This is a genomic window from Pseudomonas sp. Fl4BN1 (assembly GCF_009908285.1).
GTDB lineage: Bacteria > Pseudomonadota > Gammaproteobacteria > Pseudomonadales > Pseudomonadaceae > Aquipseudomonas.
Window position 1 is genome coordinate 229586 of record NZ_JAAARM010000002.1, and the last position, 15617, is coordinate 245202.

General features: G+C 61.3%; 12 protein-coding genes and 2 pseudogenes. 4 read left to right on the forward strand and 10 right to left on the reverse strand.

The features are described 5' to 3' along the window. Window positions 1-46: 46 nt before the first annotated feature. From rho to GV818_RS03295, 3 genes and pseudogenes are all read right to left on the reverse strand, one after another. Window positions 47-1306, reverse strand: coding sequence for a transcription termination factor Rho (rho, locus tag GV818_RS03285; RefSeq protein WP_161752985.1), 1260 nt, complete (start codon window positions 1304-1306; stop codon window positions 47-49). A gap of 247 nt (window positions 1307-1553) precedes the next feature. Continuing rightward, window positions 1554-1883, reverse strand: coding sequence for a thioredoxin TrxA (gene trxA / locus GV818_RS03290; protein ID WP_003206727.1), 330 nt, complete (start codon window positions 1881-1883; stop codon window positions 1554-1556). 120 nt (window positions 1884-2003) lie between these two features. Beyond that, window positions 2004-2336, reverse strand: a pseudogene (locus GV818_RS03295) (FCD domain-containing protein); the annotation flags it as partial. 65 nt (window positions 2337-2401) lie between these two features. On the opposite strand from GV818_RS03295, the pseudogene GV818_RS03300 reads away from it, so the two are divergent. Continuing rightward, a pseudogene (locus GV818_RS03300) lies at window positions 2402-2611 on the forward strand (amino acid ABC transporter permease); the annotation flags it as partial. A 218-nt stretch (window positions 2612-2829) separates the two neighbouring features. After that, window positions 2830-4332 carry an exopolyphosphatase gene (ppx, locus tag GV818_RS03305; RefSeq protein WP_161752983.1) on the forward strand — a complete coding sequence of 501 codons (1503 nt, stop codon included), beginning with the start codon at window positions 2830-2832 and terminating at the stop codon, window positions 4330-4332. A gap of 169 nt (window positions 4333-4501) precedes the next feature. Here ppx and ppk1 read toward each other — a convergent pair whose 3' ends face one another. After that, window positions 4502-6721, reverse strand: a complete 2220-nt coding sequence (ppk1, locus tag GV818_RS03310; RefSeq protein ID WP_161752981.1) for a polyphosphate kinase 1 — start codon at window positions 6719-6721, stop codon at window positions 4502-4504. 18 nt (window positions 6722-6739) lie between these two features. Next, window positions 6740-7753 (reverse strand): porphobilinogen synthase, encoded by a 1014-nt coding sequence (gene hemB / locus GV818_RS03315; RefSeq protein ID WP_161752979.1) that lies wholly within the window; start codon window positions 7751-7753, stop codon window positions 6740-6742. 207 nt (window positions 7754-7960) lie between these two features. On the opposite strand from hemB, the gene GV818_RS03320 reads away from it, so the two are divergent. After that, window positions 7961-8578, forward strand: coding sequence for a DedA family protein (locus GV818_RS03320; protein ID WP_161752977.1), 618 nt, complete (start codon window positions 7961-7963; stop codon window positions 8576-8578). A 209-nt stretch (window positions 8579-8787) separates the two neighbouring features. Then, entirely contained in the window at window positions 8788-9456 is a 669-nt protein-coding gene (elbB, locus tag GV818_RS03325; protein ID WP_161752975.1) for an isoprenoid biosynthesis glyoxalase ElbB, read from the forward strand. A 45-nt stretch (window positions 9457-9501) separates the two neighbouring features. Here the strand turns inward: elbB and GV818_RS03330 are convergent, their stop codons facing one another. From GV818_RS03330 to GV818_RS03350, 5 genes are all read right to left on the reverse strand, one after another. Next, entirely contained in the window at window positions 9502-9957 is a 456-nt protein-coding gene (locus GV818_RS03330) for a YaiI/YqxD family protein (protein WP_161752973.1), read from the reverse strand. An 83-nt stretch (window positions 9958-10040) separates the two neighbouring features. Next, entirely contained in the window at window positions 10041-11939 is a 1899-nt protein-coding gene (locus GV818_RS03335; RefSeq protein WP_161752971.1) for a cytochrome c/FTR1 family iron permease, read from the reverse strand. Window positions 11940-12257: 318 nt separating this feature from the next. Further along, on the reverse strand, window positions 12258-12890 hold the full coding sequence (locus GV818_RS03340; protein WP_161752969.1) for a LysE family transporter: 633 nt from the start codon (window positions 12888-12890) through the stop codon (window positions 12258-12260). Between the two features lie 238 nt (window positions 12891-13128). Continuing rightward, entirely contained in the window at window positions 13129-13707 is a 579-nt protein-coding gene (locus GV818_RS03345) for a mechanosensitive ion channel family protein (protein WP_161752967.1), read from the reverse strand. Then, on the reverse strand, window positions 13707-15617 hold the full coding sequence (locus tag GV818_RS03350; RefSeq protein ID WP_161752965.1) for an ATP-binding cassette domain-containing protein: 1911 nt from the start codon (window positions 15615-15617) through the stop codon (window positions 13707-13709). Before GV818_RS03350 ends, GV818_RS03345 begins: the two co-directional genes overlap by 1 nt.

Consider the following 15617-nt stretch of genomic DNA (forward strand, 5'->3'; position numbering starts at 1 on the left):
GATAGCAAAAAGCCGGGTTTCCCCGGCTCTTGCTGGCCTGATCGATTTACTTGCGCTTCATCGACAGGAAGAACTCATCGTTGGTCTTGGTCTGCTTCAGCTTGTCGATCAAGAACTCGATGGCAGCAACTTCATCCATAGGATGCAGCAGCTTGCGCAGGATCCACATGCGCTGCAGCTCGTCGTCGGCAGTCAGCAACTCTTCGCGGCGAGTGCCGGAACGGTTGATGTTGATGGCCGGGAAGACGCGCTTTTCAGCAATCTTGCGGTCCAGGGGCAGTTCCATGTTGCCGGTACCCTTGAACTCTTCGTAGATCACTTCATCCATCTTCGAACCGGTTTCAACCAGCGCGGTGGCGATGATGGTCAGCGAGCCGCCTTCTTCGATGTTCCGCGCGGCACCAAAGAAACGCTTCGGTTTCTCCAGGGCGTGGGCATCGACACCACCGGTCAGGACCTTGCCGGAGCTCGGGATCACGGTGTTGTAGGCACGAGCCAGACGAGTGATGGAGTCCAGCAGGATCACCACATCCTTCTTGTGTTCAACCAGGCGCTTGGCCTTCTCGATCACCATCTCGGCCACTTGCACGTGGCGGGTTGGTGGCTCGTCGAAGGTGGAAGCGACCACTTCACCGCGCACAGTGCGCTGCATCTCGGTCACTTCTTCCGGACGCTCGTCGATCAGCAGCACGATCAGATGAACTTCTGGGTTATTGCGAGTGATGTTCGACGCGATGTTCTGCAGCATGATGGTCTTGCCCGCTTTCGGCGGAGCAACGATCAGACCACGCTGGCCTTTACCAATCGGTGCGCACAGGTCGATCACACGACCGGTCAAGTCTTCGGTGGAACCGTTGCCGGCTTCCATCTTCATGCGCACAGTCGGGAACAGCGGCGTCAGGTTTTCGAACAGGATCTTGTTCTTCGCGTTCTCTGGACGGTCGTAGTTGATCGTGTCGACCTTGAGCAGCGCGAAGTAACGCTCGCCTTCCTTGGGAGGGCGGATCTTGCCAACGATGGTGTCACCGGTGCGCAAGTTGAAGCGACGGATCTGGCTTGGCGAGACGTAGATATCGTCCGGGCCGGCCAGGTAGGAGGCATCGGAGGAGCGGAGGAAGCCGAAGCCGTCCTGGAGGATCTCCAGCACGCCATCACCGGAGATTTCCTCACCGCTTTTCGCGTGCTTTTTCAGCAGGGAGAAAATCACGTCCTGCTTGCGCGAACGGGCCATATTTTCTATGCCCATCTGTTCGGCCAATTCGAGCAGTTCGGTAATCGGCTTTTGCTTGAGTTCAGTCAGATTCATATAGGAATGACGTAATCATTTATAGAGGGGGGAAATTAAGCTTTTGGCTTAATGAGGCCGCGCCGCAGAGAAGGCGACAGGATCGCGTACTTATTCGAAAAGGAGAGCGTCGGCGACGGCTTGCAGGGGGCACTGGAGGAACCAGTGCGGGACCGAATGTAACACCTGAGTTTCGGAGCGTCTAGCCCTCAATTACGAAAAAGCCCCGCATTTTGCGGGGCTTTTTCAATGCTGCTTAAATCGACGCTTAGATGTTGGCGTCGAGGAAAGCTGCCAGTTGCGACTTCGACAGAGCACCTACCTTGGTAGCCTCAACGTTGCCGTTCTTGAACAGCATCAGGGTCGGGATACCACGCACGCCATGCTTGGCCGGGGTTTCCTGGTTTTCGTCGATGTTCAGCTTGGCAACAGTCAGCTTGCCTTTGTAGGTTTCAGCAATTTCGTCCAAAACCGGAGCGATCATTTTGCATGGGCCACACCACTCAGCCCAGTAGTCCACCAGTACAGCGCCTTCGGCTTTGAGTACGTCGGCCTCGAAGCTGGCGTCGCTGACGTGTTTGATAAGATCGCTGCTCATGGAATTCTCCAGGTTGTAAGCAAAAAAACGTGGCCTATCATATCTGCCCTTCCCGCGTTCAGGAAGCCGGAGATGATTGACTCTAACTATGGTGCCCCATAAGTTTGGGTATAGCTCAGCTCAGGGAGAAACGGGCGTGATAAAGGCGATTCCGGTGCGCAGGGCTGCGTTACGCACGTGTTCCTGCATAGCTTTTTGCGCCGCCCCAGAGACGTGCCGAGCCAGGCCGCGAAGGATCTTGCAGTGCTCTTGCCAGGTTTCCATGGTGCGCTCGGCCCGGATGAACGGTAGCTTCTGGTTTTCCAGGAAAATCTCGGTGCTGAAGCTGCTCAGCATCGCCTGATTGCCGCTGGCCAGGAGAGTTTTCTGATAGAACTCGAAATCCAGACGCGCCGCCGCCTCAAAGTCCCCGGCCCGCAGTTCGTGGCGCATGGCCTCGAGATTTTCCTCCAGAGCACTGGCCTGTTGCTACGCGGTACCCTGTTCACCCTGTAACTGACCGCCTTCGGCACGCTGCTCGGGGTCAGCCGGAAGTTCCTGCGGCCTTAGCCATGACCCGCTTCGAAGCCTTCCGCCATGCGGTGCTGCTGCCGGCCCTGGGCAGCCAGATCATCATTGTCATGCTGGGGTCTGCGGCGTGCTCACAGATCGCCACCGAAGCGCTGAACTTCGCCGCCAACTTCATCCAGTCACGCAGCTTCCGCGCCTTTGAAACCTGCGCCCTGTCCCTCAGTGCGCAGCGAAGCTGGCGAATTTCATTGGCAGTACCGAGAACGCTTGAGGGCCATTCGCCGACAAGCCCGCTCCGGCACCGGTAGCAACCGGCTCGCCGGCAAGCCAGGACACAGAGGGTTTCATGCGTTGAATCAACGCATTGGACACTGCGCGTTGGCGCGGGCCGTTGATCGTGGCAGGATGGCGAGGTTATCGACCGAGACCCCCAACCATGCCCCAATCCCAAGCCAAGAATCTGTCCCTGATCGCTGCGATCGATCTGGGCTCCAACAGCTTTCACATGGTCGTGGCCAAGGCCCGGAACGGTGAAATCCGCATTCTCGAGCGGCTGGGTGAAAAGGTTCAACTGGCCGCCGGAATCAACGAAGAGCGACAGCTCAACGAAGAGTCCATGCAGCGCGGGCTCGACTGCCTCAAGCGCTTCTCCCAACTGATCAACGGCATGCCCCTGGGCACGGTGCGCATCGTCGGCACCAACGCCCTGCGTGAAGCGCGTAACCGTGGCGAGTTCATTCGCCGTGCCGAGGAAATCCTCGGCCATCCGGTGGAAGTCATCTCCGGCCGTGAAGAGGCCCGACTGATCTACCTCGGAGTGTCCCACACCCTCGCCGACACCCCGGGCAAGCGCCTGGTAGCCGACATTGGCGGCGGCAGTACCGAATTCATCATCGGCCAGCGCTTCGAACCCTTGCTGCGCGAGAGCCTGCAGATGGGCTGCGTGAGCTTCACCCAGCGCTACTTCCGCGACGGCAAGATCACCCCTGCCCGTTACGCCCAGGCCTACACCGCAGCGCGCCTGGAAATCATGAGCATCGAACACGCCCTGCACCGCCTGACCTGGGACGAAGCCATCGGCTCCTCCGGGACCATTCGTGCCATTGGCCTGGCCCTCAAGGCCGGCGGCCAGGGCAGCGGCGAAGTCAACGCCGAAGGCCTGGCCTGGCTCAAGCGCAAGCTGTTCAAGCTTGGCGACGCCGAGAAGATCGACTTCGAAGGCATCAAGCCTGATCGCCGGGCGATCTTCCCCGCCGGCCTGGCGATTCTCGAAGCGATCTTCGACGCCCTGGAACTGCAACGCATGGACCACTGTGAAGGTGCCCTGCGTGAAGGTGTGCTCTACGACCTGCTAGGCCGCCATCACCACGAAGACGTCCGTGAACGCACCCTCAGTTCGCTGATGGAGCGTTACCACGTCGACCTGGAGCAAGCCTCGCGGGTTGAAGGCAAAGCCCTGCGCGCCTTCGACCAAGTGGCGGCCGACTGGGACCTGGAGGATGGTGTCTGGCGCGAACTGCTGGGTTGGGCCGCCAAGGTCCACGAAGTCGGCTTGGACATCGCCCACTATCACTACCACAAGCACGGCGCCTACCTGATCGAGCACTCGGACCTGGCCGGCTTCTCCCGCGAAGACCAGCAGATGCTGGCACTGCTGGTGCGCGGTCACCGCCGCAACATCCCCAAGGAAAAGTTCGCCGAGTTCGGCGACGACGGCATCAAGCTGATCCGTCTGTGCGTGCTGCTGCGTTTCGCCATCCTGTTCCATCACATCCGTGGCACCCAGCAGATGCCTCAGGTGACACTCAGCGCCAGCGGCGACCACCTCGACGTGGAGTTCCCGGAGAACTGGCTGGATGAAAACCAGCTGACCCAAGCCGATTTCGCTCTTGAAGCGGAATGGCTGACCCGGGTCGGCATCGTGCTCAACATCAGCTGACCTTGCCGCCACCGCGGAGGTAGGAGCCGGCGAAGCGGCCCTCAAGCTCTGCACCGCCCTCACGGACGCCTTCGCTGGCAAGCCAGCTCCTACAGGCCACCCACGCAAGCCAATAAAAAGGCCAGCCCGATGATCGGGCTGGCCTTTTTGTCTACGACGCCTGTCGCGCTCAGCGCACCGGCAACACCGGGCTGCCAAGGCGCTCCAGCAGGGTCGCCTGGGCACTGCGCGGGTTCTGGTTGCCGGTCGGCGTGTTACGGATATAACGACCGTCGGACTGCAGGCTCCAGCTGTGGGTGTTATCGGTGAGATAACTTTCCAGCTCCTTCTTGACCCGCAAAATCAGCTTCTTGCCTTCCACCGGGAAGCAGGTCTCGACCCGCTTGTCGAGGTTGCGCTCCATCCAGTCGGCACTGGAAAGGAACATCTGCTCCTCGCCACCGTTGAGGAAGTAGAACACCCGGGTGTGCTCCAGGAAGCGGCCAATGATCGAGCGCACATGGATGTTGTGCGAGACCCCGGCAATGCCCGGACGCAGGCAGCACATGCCACGCACCACCAGGTCGATGCGCACACCGGACTGGCTGGCCTTGTACAGCGCGCGGATGATCTTCGGATCGGTCAGCGAGTTGAACTTGGCGATGATGTGCGCCGGCTTGCCGTCCAGGGCGAACTGGGTCTCCCGGGCAATCATGTCGAGCATGCCCTTCTTCAGGGTGAACGGCGCATGCAACAGCTTCTTCATGCGCAGGGTCTTGCCCATGCCGATCAGCTGGCTGAACAGCTTGCCGACGTCTTCGCACAAGGCATCGTCGGAGGTCAGCAGGCTGTAGTCGGTGTACAGGCGAGCGTTGGCCGCGTGGTAGTTACCGGTACCCAGGTGCGCATAACGCACGATCTCACCGGCTTCGCGGCGCAGGATCAGCATCATCTTGGCGTGGGTCTTGAAGCCCACCACGCCGTAGATCACCACCGCGCCGGCTGCTTGCAGGCGGCTGGCCATCTGCAGGTTGGATTCTTCGTCAAAGCGCGCACGCAATTCGATCACCGCGGTGACCTCCTTGCCGTTGCGCGCCGCGTCTACCAGGGCGTCGACGATTTCCGAGTTGGCACCGCTGCGGTACAGGGTCTGGCGCACCGCCAGTACATGCGGGTCCTTGGCGGCCTGGCGCAACAGGTCGACGACCGGAGTAAACGACTCGAACGGGTGCAGCAACAGGATGTCCTGCTTGCTGATGACGCTGAAAATGTTCTCGCTGTTCTGCAGCAGTTTCGGGATCTGCGGAGTGAACGGGGTGTATTGCAGCTCCGGATGACTGTCCAGGCCGGTGATGCTGAACAGCCGCGTCAGGTTCACCGGGCCGTTGACCTGATACAGCTCGGTCTCGTGCAGGTTGAACTGCTTGAGCAGGTAATCCGACAGATGTTTCGGGCAGGTGTCGGCGACCTCCAGGCGTACCGCGTCACCGTAGCGACGGGAGAACAGCTCACCGCGCAGGGCGCGGGCCAGGTCTTCGACGTCCTCGGTGTCCACCGCCAGGTCGGCGTTCCGGGTCAGGCGGAACTGGTAGCAGCCTTTGACCTTCATGCCCTGGAACAGGTCATCGGCGTGGGCGTGGATCATCGACGACAGGAACACATAGTTGTCGCCAGGGCCGCCGACTTCTTCCGGAACCTTGATGATCCGCGGCAACAGGCGCGGCGCCGGGATGATCGCCAAGCCGGAGTCGCGACCGAAGGCATCGATACCTTCCAGCTCGACGATGAAGTTCAGGCTCTTGTTCACCAGCAACGGGAACGGGTGCGTCGGGTCCAGGCCGATCGGGGTGATGATCGGCGCGATCTCGTCGCGGAAGTAGCGGCGGACCCAGGTCTTGAGCTTGGTGGTCCAGTAACGGCGACGGATGAAGCGAATTTGATGCTTTTCCAGCTCTGGCAACAGAATGTCGTTGAGGATCGCGTACTGGCGATCGACGTGACCGTGTACCAGCTCGCTGATACGGGCCAGCGCCTGATGCGGTTGCAGGCCATCGGCACCGGCTTGCTCACGGGCGAAGGTAATCTGCTTCTTCAGGCCGGCCACGCGGATCTCGAAGAACTCGTCCAGGTTACTGGAGAAGATCAGCAGGAACTTCAAGCGCTCCAGCAGCGGGTAGGATTCGTCCAGCGCCTGCTCCAGCACGCGGATGTTGAACTGCAGTTGCGACAGCTCGCGGTGGATATACAAGCTGCTGTCATCCAGATTGGGGATGACAATGGCCGGCGCCGGTTGCGCCTCGGCCACCACGGGTGCGGGTGCGGGTTCAAGCTCCGGCGGAGTTTCAACCACTTGCTCGACCACCGGCTGAGCGTCTTTTACGGCCACTTCAGAGAGTCCTTCAGTATTCATCGCGTGTTCCTGGGAGGGCTATTTTTGCTCTCGTAACAATTGAGCAGCACGAACGGCAAAGTAAGTCAGGATGCCATCAGCACCCGCACGTTTAAAAGCGGTCAGGGATTCAAGGATAACCCCTTCTCCCAACCAGCCATTCTGGATCGCCGCCATATGCATGGCGTATTCGCCGCTGACCTGATAGACAAAGGTCGGCACCTTGAATTCATCCTTGACCCGGAAAAGAATATCCAGGTACGGCATGCCCGGCTTGACCATGACCATGTCTGCACCTTCCGCCAAGTCCGCTGCCACTTCATGCAGGGCTTCGTGACCGTTGGCCGGGTCCATCTGGTACGAAGCCTTGTCGGCCTTGCCCAGATTCAGCGCCGAGCCCACCGCATCGCGGAAGGGGCCGTAGTAGGCGCTGGCGTACTTGGCCGAATAGGCCATGATCCGCACGTTGACGTGCCCGGCCAGCTCCAGGGCTTCGCGAATTGCCTGGACCCGCCCGTCCATCATGTCCGACGGCGCCACCACCTGGGCACCCGCCTCGGCATGGGACAGGGCCTGACGCACCAGAGCATCGACGGTGATGTCGTTCTGCACATAACCGTGCTCGTCGAGGATACCGTCCTGGCCGTGGGTGGTGAACGGATCCAGCGCCACGTCGGTGATCACCCCAAGCTCCGGGAAGCGCTCGCGCAACGCGCGGGTAGCGCGCTGGGCAATGCCTTCGGGATTCCAGGCCTGGGCCGCGTCCAGGGACTTGAGCTCAGACGGCGTCACCGGAAACAGCGCCAAGGCGGGAATGCCCAGGTCGACCCAATGCGCCGCCTCTTCCAACAGCAGGTCGATGCTCAAGCGCTCGACACCAGGCATCGAGGCCACCGCCTCGCGGCGATTCTCACCCTCGAGCACAAACACCGGCAGGATCAGGTCATCCACGCTCAGACGGTTTTCGCGCACCAGACGGCGGGAGAAATCATCACGACGGTTACGCCGCAAACGGGTAGCTGGAAACAGGCGATTGGCGGGAGTAAAGCTCACGACGGACTCCATGGCCCGCGCTGGCGGGCGAGCGTGACAGTTATAAGCGGGCATTATGACGAACAGATGACAGTTGTGCTCAAGCTGTTGACCAGCAGCAACACTCATTGTCATTGGCAGGATTGTTCACGTCGAGACACATTTCGATACTTTCCCGAACGTCGTCGAAGGGGTAGGCTGCGCGTTCATTTCGCCAGCATCCAGACAATGCTCCAACAATTTCTTCAGGATTTCGGCTACTTCGCCCTCTTTCTCGGTACGTTTTTCGAAGGCGAAACCATTCTGGTTCTTGCCGGATTTCTCGCGTTCCGCGGATACATGGATATCAACCTGGTGATGGTGGTTGCCTTCTTCGGCAGCTACGCCGGTGACCAGCTGTGGTACTTCCTGGGGCGCAAGCATGGCCGCAAACTGCTGGCGCGCAAACCGCGCTGGCAGATGATGGGTGACCGGGCGCTGGAGCATATCCGCAAGCATCCGGACATCTGGGTGTTGAGCTTCCGCTTCGTCTATGGCCTGCGCACCGTGATGCCGGTAGCCATTGGCCTGTCCGGCTACCCGCCAGGACGCTACCTGCTGCTCAACGGCATCGGTGCGGCAGTCTGGGCCGTGGCCCTGGCCTCAGCGGCCTACCATTTTGGCGCGATCATGGAAGGCATGCTCGGCAGCATCAAGAAGTACGAGCTCTGGGTATTGGGAGCTTTGCTGGTGCTGGGTTTCTGCCTGTGGCTGCGGCGGCGGTTCAAGAACGCCCGCCTGGCCAAGCAGATCTACGAAGCCGAACAGGCCGCCGAACAAGACAAGGCCAAGACGCCAGTCGAATAAGACAGTGCCCGCGACAGCACAGCCCGATGCCATTCAGAGGCTGTAGCTGCCTGGCACCATAGCGCTCGGCACCTCAATGAGCGTCCTGCCAAGTATCGTGCACGAGCCGGCTTGCAACGCCGGAACCAGGGTGCTGCTGTGACATCCGGCTCTGGCAACAGGCGACCATTTGGCGGACAGTTAGCGCCATGAATCTGGAGAAAAGAACCATGAGCAAAAAAGTTGCAGTGATCCTTTCCGGTTGTGGTGTCTTCGACGGCGCCGAAATCCACGAAAGCGTGATCACCCTGTTGCGCCTCGACCAGCGTGGCGCCCAAGTACAGTGCTTCGCCCCGAACATTCCCCAGATGCATGTGCTCAACCACCTGACTGGCGAAACCATGCCCGAGACCCGCAACGTTCTGGTGGAATCGGCACGTATTGCCCGTGGCGAGGTCAAGGACCTGCGCGAAGCCAACGTCGAAGAGTTCGATGCGCTGATCATTCCCGGCGGTTTCGGTGCAGCCAAGAATCTCTCCAACTTTGCCACCGAAGGCGCTGCTTGCACGGTCCAGGAGGATGTCCTGGCTCTCGCCGAAGCCTTTGCCGAAGCCGGCAAGCCGGTGGGCCTGATGTGCATCGCTCCGGCACTGGCGGCGAAGATCTATGGCCCCGGAGTGACCTGCACCATCGGCAAAGACGCCGACACTGCGGCGGCACTGGGCAAGATGGGCGCCACCCATGCCGAATGCGCGGTGGGCGACATCATCGAAGACCCAGCGCGCAAACTGGTGAGCACTCCAGCCTACATGCTGGCGCAATCCATCAGCGAAGCCGCCTCGGGCATCAATAAGCTGGTGGACCGCGTGTTGGAACTGACTCACGAAGGCGAGCAGTGATCCTTTAGCAGGGGCGTATTGCAGGAGGCCGCTGGCCTCCCCCTTTCAAGCCTCGCGTGCTAGTCGGGTCAGGATCCGATCCAGGGCATTGGCGAATGCCTGCTTCTCTCGCTCGCCATAAGGCGCCTGCCCACCACTGACCTGCCCCTGCTCCCGCAGATCGGTGAACAAGTTACGCACCGCCAAGCGATCACCCATATTCTGCGCATCGAACTCCTTGCCTCGCGGGTCCAGGGCCGCCACGCCCTTTTTCACCAGGCGATCGGCCAACGGCACATCGCTACAGATCACCAGTTCGCCAGGGACCGCATGCTCCACCAGGTAGTCGTCGGCGGCATCCGGGCCACTGGGCACCACGATCAGCCTGACGCAGGCGAACGCCGGTTTGATCTGCGGCTGCCCAGCCACCATCAGCACGTCGAACTGGCGCTTCAAGGCAAAACGCACCACCTGATCCTTGGCGGCTTTAGGGCAGGCATCGGCATCGATCCAGACACGCATGGTATTTCTCCTTCCAGAATGCAAAACGGACAAGCCGCCCCGTTGCAGGGGCGGGCTTGCCCGCGATCAGCGACGTTGCAGACTCAAGAAGCGTGCAAGCGCTGTTTCTCAGCCATACGACTACGGCTATAGAGCACCACAATCGCCAGGATCGCCACGGCCTGGGCGCCCAACGAATAAGCGTCAGCGTGGATCCCCAGCCAGTCAAAGTCGAAGAATGGCACCGGGCGAGTGCCGAAGATACCGGCTTCCTGCAATGCCTTGACCCCGTGCCCGGCGAACACCACCGACAAGGCGCACAGCAGCGCCGCGTTGATGCCGAAGAACAGTGCCAGCGGCAGCTTGGCCGAGCCCCGCAGGATCACCCAGGCCAGGCCCACCAGCAGCACCAGCGCGGTGGCGCCACCGGCCAGCACCGCGTTATGCCCGGCAGGACCTGCCTGCAGCCACAAGGTCTCGTAGAACAGGATCACCTCGAACAGCTCGCGGTACACCGAGAAAAACGCCAGCACTGCGAAACCGAAACGTCCGCCGCCGCCCACCAGGCTGCTCTTGATGTAGTCCTGCCAGGCCGCCGCATGCCGGCGGTCGTGCATCCATACGCCGAGCCACAGCACCATGACACTGGCGAACAGTGCCGTTGCCCCTTCCAGCAGCTCCCGCTGAGAACCGCTGACATCGATCACATAAGCCGCCAAGGCCCAGGTGGCCAGGCCCGCCAACAGTGCCAGCCCCCAGCCGACGTTGACGCTGCGCACCGCCGATTGCTGGCCGGTGTTACGCAGAAATGCCAGGATCGCCGCCAGCACCAGAATCGCTTCCAGGCCTTCTCGCAACAGGATCAGCAAGCCAGAGATAAAGCTCAGGGACCAACTCAGGCTATCCCCGCCCAAGAGTTCGGCAGACGCCTTGAGCTTGGCCTTGGCCGCGTCCAGGCGCTGCTCGGCCTGAGCCACCGGCAAACCGTCCTGCAACGACTGCCGGTAGGCCATCAGGGCCTTTTCCGTGTCCTTGCGCACCGTGGCATCGACGTTATCCAGGGAGCTTTCCACCAGCTCGAAGCCTTCCAGGTAGGCCGCTACCGACAGGTCGTAGGCCTGCTCATGGTCGCCATTGCGATAGGCCGCCAGGCTCTTGTCCAGGGTCGATGCGGTGTAGTCCAGCAGTTGCCCCGGCCCGCGCTTGACCTGAGGAGGCTGGGCGCGCTGGGCACGGAAGGTGGCTGCGGCCTGCGGACCCTGGGCCACCAGTACCTCGCCTGGGGTCTGTCGGGCCAGGTCGGCCAGGTTGAACTCCTGCTCGCCTTTGGCCGCTGCCGGATCGGCGCTGAAACCGGCGATATAGGTGGCCAGGTCCCAACGCTGACGGTCATCCAGCTGATCGGCGAAGGCCGGCATATCAGTGCCTTCGACACCCAGCCCCAGGGTGTTGTAGACCGCATACAAGCTCAGGCGGTCGAGGCGCCCGGCATCCCGCAGATTGGCCGGTGGCGGAGTCATGCCGACACCCGCCGGACCGTCGCCAGCACCGTTTGCACCGTGGCAAACCGAGCAATGCTGGGCGTACAGCGGCGCACCACGAGTCGGGTCCGGGGTGATGACCGGCGCCTGGCTGACCTCATAGGCTACTGCCAGCCTGGCGCCCATCTGCCGTGCCAGACGTGCTACCTGGCCGCCCTCGACACGTTCGTCGACAGCTTTGCGCAGGCTGACAATACCTTGCTCCAGCTCTGCCTTCTCCGGCTTGGCCGGCAGATCGGCGATCAGCCCCTGCAAGACCCCAAGAAACTCCACCTGCTCCTGGTATTCAGATTCATCGATAACCTTGCCCGCCTCCACCGTAGCGGGGTAGTCCGCGCCGATGTAGTCCAGAAGGTGCAAAGCCTTGGGGGCGCCATCGACGCTATCGGCCAGAAGGTTGAAGCTGCAAAACACCAGTACCGGCAGCACCAGCAACGCCAGCAAACGGGAGGGGGCGGTCATGAATGAATCTCAAAGGTAAATACGAAGTAATATATTGTTCACTCCCGATGCGTTTCACTCAAGGCTTATCGGCCCGCAGGAACATCTCGCGAGCATCAAGCAATCCGAACATGGATTGGCATACCGACCCTGGCTTGCGCATTCGGCCGCAGGCAGTACCGAAGATCGCAGCCATGAACCCGGGCTATCAGGAGCCTGCGCAGGAACATGTTCACGCACCCTCGGCAAGGCTAGGACACGGCACAGGTGATCAGGCGCCGAACCGTCCGCGAACGAAAAAGGCGACCCATCGGGTCGCCTTTTTTATCGTTGGAAAACCTAGACCGCCGCTTTGCGAATAGTCGCTAGCAGGCCCGCCGCACCGATGAACAACCCGGCGAAGGTACGGTTCACCCGTCGCTGCTGGACCGGGGTGCGCAACAGGCGCAAGACCTTGGAGGCCAGCCCGGTGTAGCCGGCCATGACGATCAGGTCGACAACGATCATAGTGCCGCCAAGAATCAGGTACTGCTTGAGCAATGGCGCATGTGGATCAATGAATTGCGGCAGCACTGCGAGCATGAACACCAGGGCCTTGGGGTTGCTGATGTTCACCAGGAAGCCGCGGAATACCAGGGCCAGGGGCTTACCGATAGGGCGAATGGCAGCATCGTCGCTAAGGTTGCTGGGCTGCGCCCGCCACTGCTTGACCGCCAGATACACCAGATAGGCCACACCGAACCATTTGATCGCATAGAACGCCGTGGAAGACGTGGCAAGAATGGCACCAACGCCAGCAGCAACAATCGCGATCTGCATGGCCAGGCCTAGTTGCAGGCCTAGGGCGTTCCAGTAGCCGCGCCAGAAACCGTATTGCAAGCCGCAGGACATCGACGCAATGGCGCCGGCTCCTGGAGAAAGACTGATCACCCAACTGGCGGCAAAGAACGCCAGCCATGTCTCAAGCACCATCGTACACCTCGGATCGAATTGGTCGTGACTACCTAAACTAATCCTCCGACTTGCGGCTGACCATGTTTTTTTCTCGGATGGGCGCTACACGGCCCTGTAGCCGCGGCCACAGACAGCGATCAGTCGGACGCCCATCAAACCAGGTGCAGGCGGCTATAAGACTGCCAGAAGGCTTCGGACCTGGTGCTCCACACGCGACCTGAGCCTTCGGCAGTGGCCACAGGAGCAGCTAGACGGATTACTTTTCGCCTGTGCCCGGCAGCACGTCGCTACCGCGCCAGCGGCGTACGGAGCGCTGGAAGAACAAGCTGTTGGGCACCTGTACCATGGCACTGCCGGTGCCGGCTTCCTCGGACTCGATCAGGGTGGTGTACAGCAGGTTGATCGCCACGACCCGGCCCTTGACCCCAGGCTTGTCGACGGTGTCCACCAGCTCCACCACGTCACCCAGGCGGAACGGGCCGACGGTGAAGATCAGGATCGCGCACAGCAGGTTGGAGAGCACGCTCCACATGGCGAAAAATGCTACTGCTGCCACCGCGACGAACCCGGACAAGGCAGTCCACAACACGGTGGCAGACACCCCCAGGCGCTCCAGCACGAAGATCACCGCACTGCCCATGATCAGCCAGCGCAGGCCGCCACGCAGTGGCATCAACAACTGCGGCGGAAACGGATAGCGCTCGCCAAGGCGGGTCAGGCCACGGGCGATGAAGCGCTGGGCCAGATAGCCCGCCAGCAGGATCAGCAGGATCTGCGCGCCAATCCACAACGGGCCTATCCACTGCGCCGGCAATGGCAGTTGCAGCGCCTCCATCAGGACAGCGCCTCAAGTTCAGCCTGTAGGCTTTCCAGCAACTCCAGGGCTTCCATCCAGGACTCTTCCAGCTCGGACTCACGGCTCTTGAGCTTGGCCTGTTCGGCCAGTAGGTCCCGCAGTTGATCCTTGCGTGCAGCTTCATAGAGGTCGCTGTCGCCCAGGCTGGTCTCGATCTGCGCCAGGCGTCCATGCACCTTGCCCAGTTCGGCCTCCAGCTTGTCGGCCTCGCGCTTATGCGGTGCCAGTTGCTGACGCAGGGCAGCAGCGGCCTGGCGCTGAGCCTTCTTGTCGGTCTTGTCCGGGTTGACCGGGGTGTTGCTGACCGGGGCATTGCGCTGACGGTAATCCACCAGCCAGCGGGTGTAGTCGTCCAGGTCGCCATCAAACTCCTCGACCTTGCCGTCTGCCACCAGGTAGAAATTGTCCGTAGTGCTTTTGAGCAAATGGCGATCGTGGGAGACCACCAATACCGCACCGCTGAACTCCTGCAGAGCCATGGTCAGGGCCAGGCGCATCTCCAGGTCCAAATGGTTGGTCGGTTCATCGAGCAGCAACAGGTTCGGCCGTTCCCAAGCGATCAGCGCCAGGGCCAGACGGGCCTTTTCACCGCCGGAGAAATTCAGCACCGGCTCGTCGATACGCGCGCCACGGAAGTCGAAGCCGCCGAGGAAGTCGCGCAGGGTCTGCTCACGCTCGGTGGGCGCCAAACGCTGCAGGTGCAACAAGGGGCTGGCCTTGGAGTCCAGAGAGTCGAGCTGATGCTGGGCGAAATAACCAACCACGGTGTTCTCGCCACGGGTCAAACGACCGGACAAGGGTTGGAGCTCACCGGAAAGGTTCTTGATCAGGGTCGACTTGCCCGCACCGTTGGGGCCGAGCAGACCGATTCGCGCCCCCGGAGTCAGCTGCAACTTGACCTTCTCCAGTACGGTGCGCTCGCCATAACCCAGGCGAGCATCGGAGAGGTCGATCAGCGGGCTGGAGATCTTCGTCGACTCACGGAAAGTGAAATCGAACGGCGAATCGACATGGGCCGCCGACAGCTCCTCCATCCGTTCCAGGGCCTTGATCCGGCTCTGCGCCTGACGGGCCTTGGTGGCCTGGGCCTTGAAGCGGGCGATGTAGCTTTCCATGTGCGCACGTTGCGCCTGCTGCTTCTCGTAAGCTTGCTGTTGCTGGGCCAGGCGTTCGGCACGGGCTCGCTCGAAGGCGCTGTAGCCACCACGATAGAGGGTGATCTTGCGCTGATCGACATGGGCCACGTGGTCCACTACGGCATCAAGAAAATCCCGGTCGTGGGAGATCAGCAACAAGGTGCCCGGATAGCTCTTGAGCCACTCTTCGAGCCAAATGATGGCGTCGAGGTCCAAGTGGTTGGTCGGTTCGTCGAGCAGCAGCAGGTCGGACGGGCACATCAGTGCCTGCGCCAGGTTAAGGCGCATCCGCCAGCCCCCGGAGAAGTCACCGACCTGTCGGTCCATCTGGTCGTTGGTGAAGCCAAGGCCAGCCAGCAGCTTGCGTGCTCGGGCGTCGGCGGTATAACCGTCGGCACTGTCCAGCTCGGCATGCAGGCGCGCCTGGGCAGCGCCATCATGGGCGGCCTCGGCGGCAGCCAGGTCACGCTGCACCTGGCGCAGGCGCAGGTCGCCGTCGAGCACATAGTCCACCGCCAGGCGTTCGAGGGTATCGACCTCCTGGCGCATGTGAGCAATGCGCCAATCGGCAGGCAGGAAGCAGTCACCCGAATCCGGATGCAGCTCTCCGCGCAGCAGGGCGAACAGGCTGGATTTGCCGGCGCCGTTGGCACCGATCAGGCCGGCTTTATGGCCGGCGTGCAGGGTCAGCTCGGCGTCTTCTAGCAGACGTTGCGGGCCACGCTGTAAAGTCAGGTTCTGAAGTCGAATCAT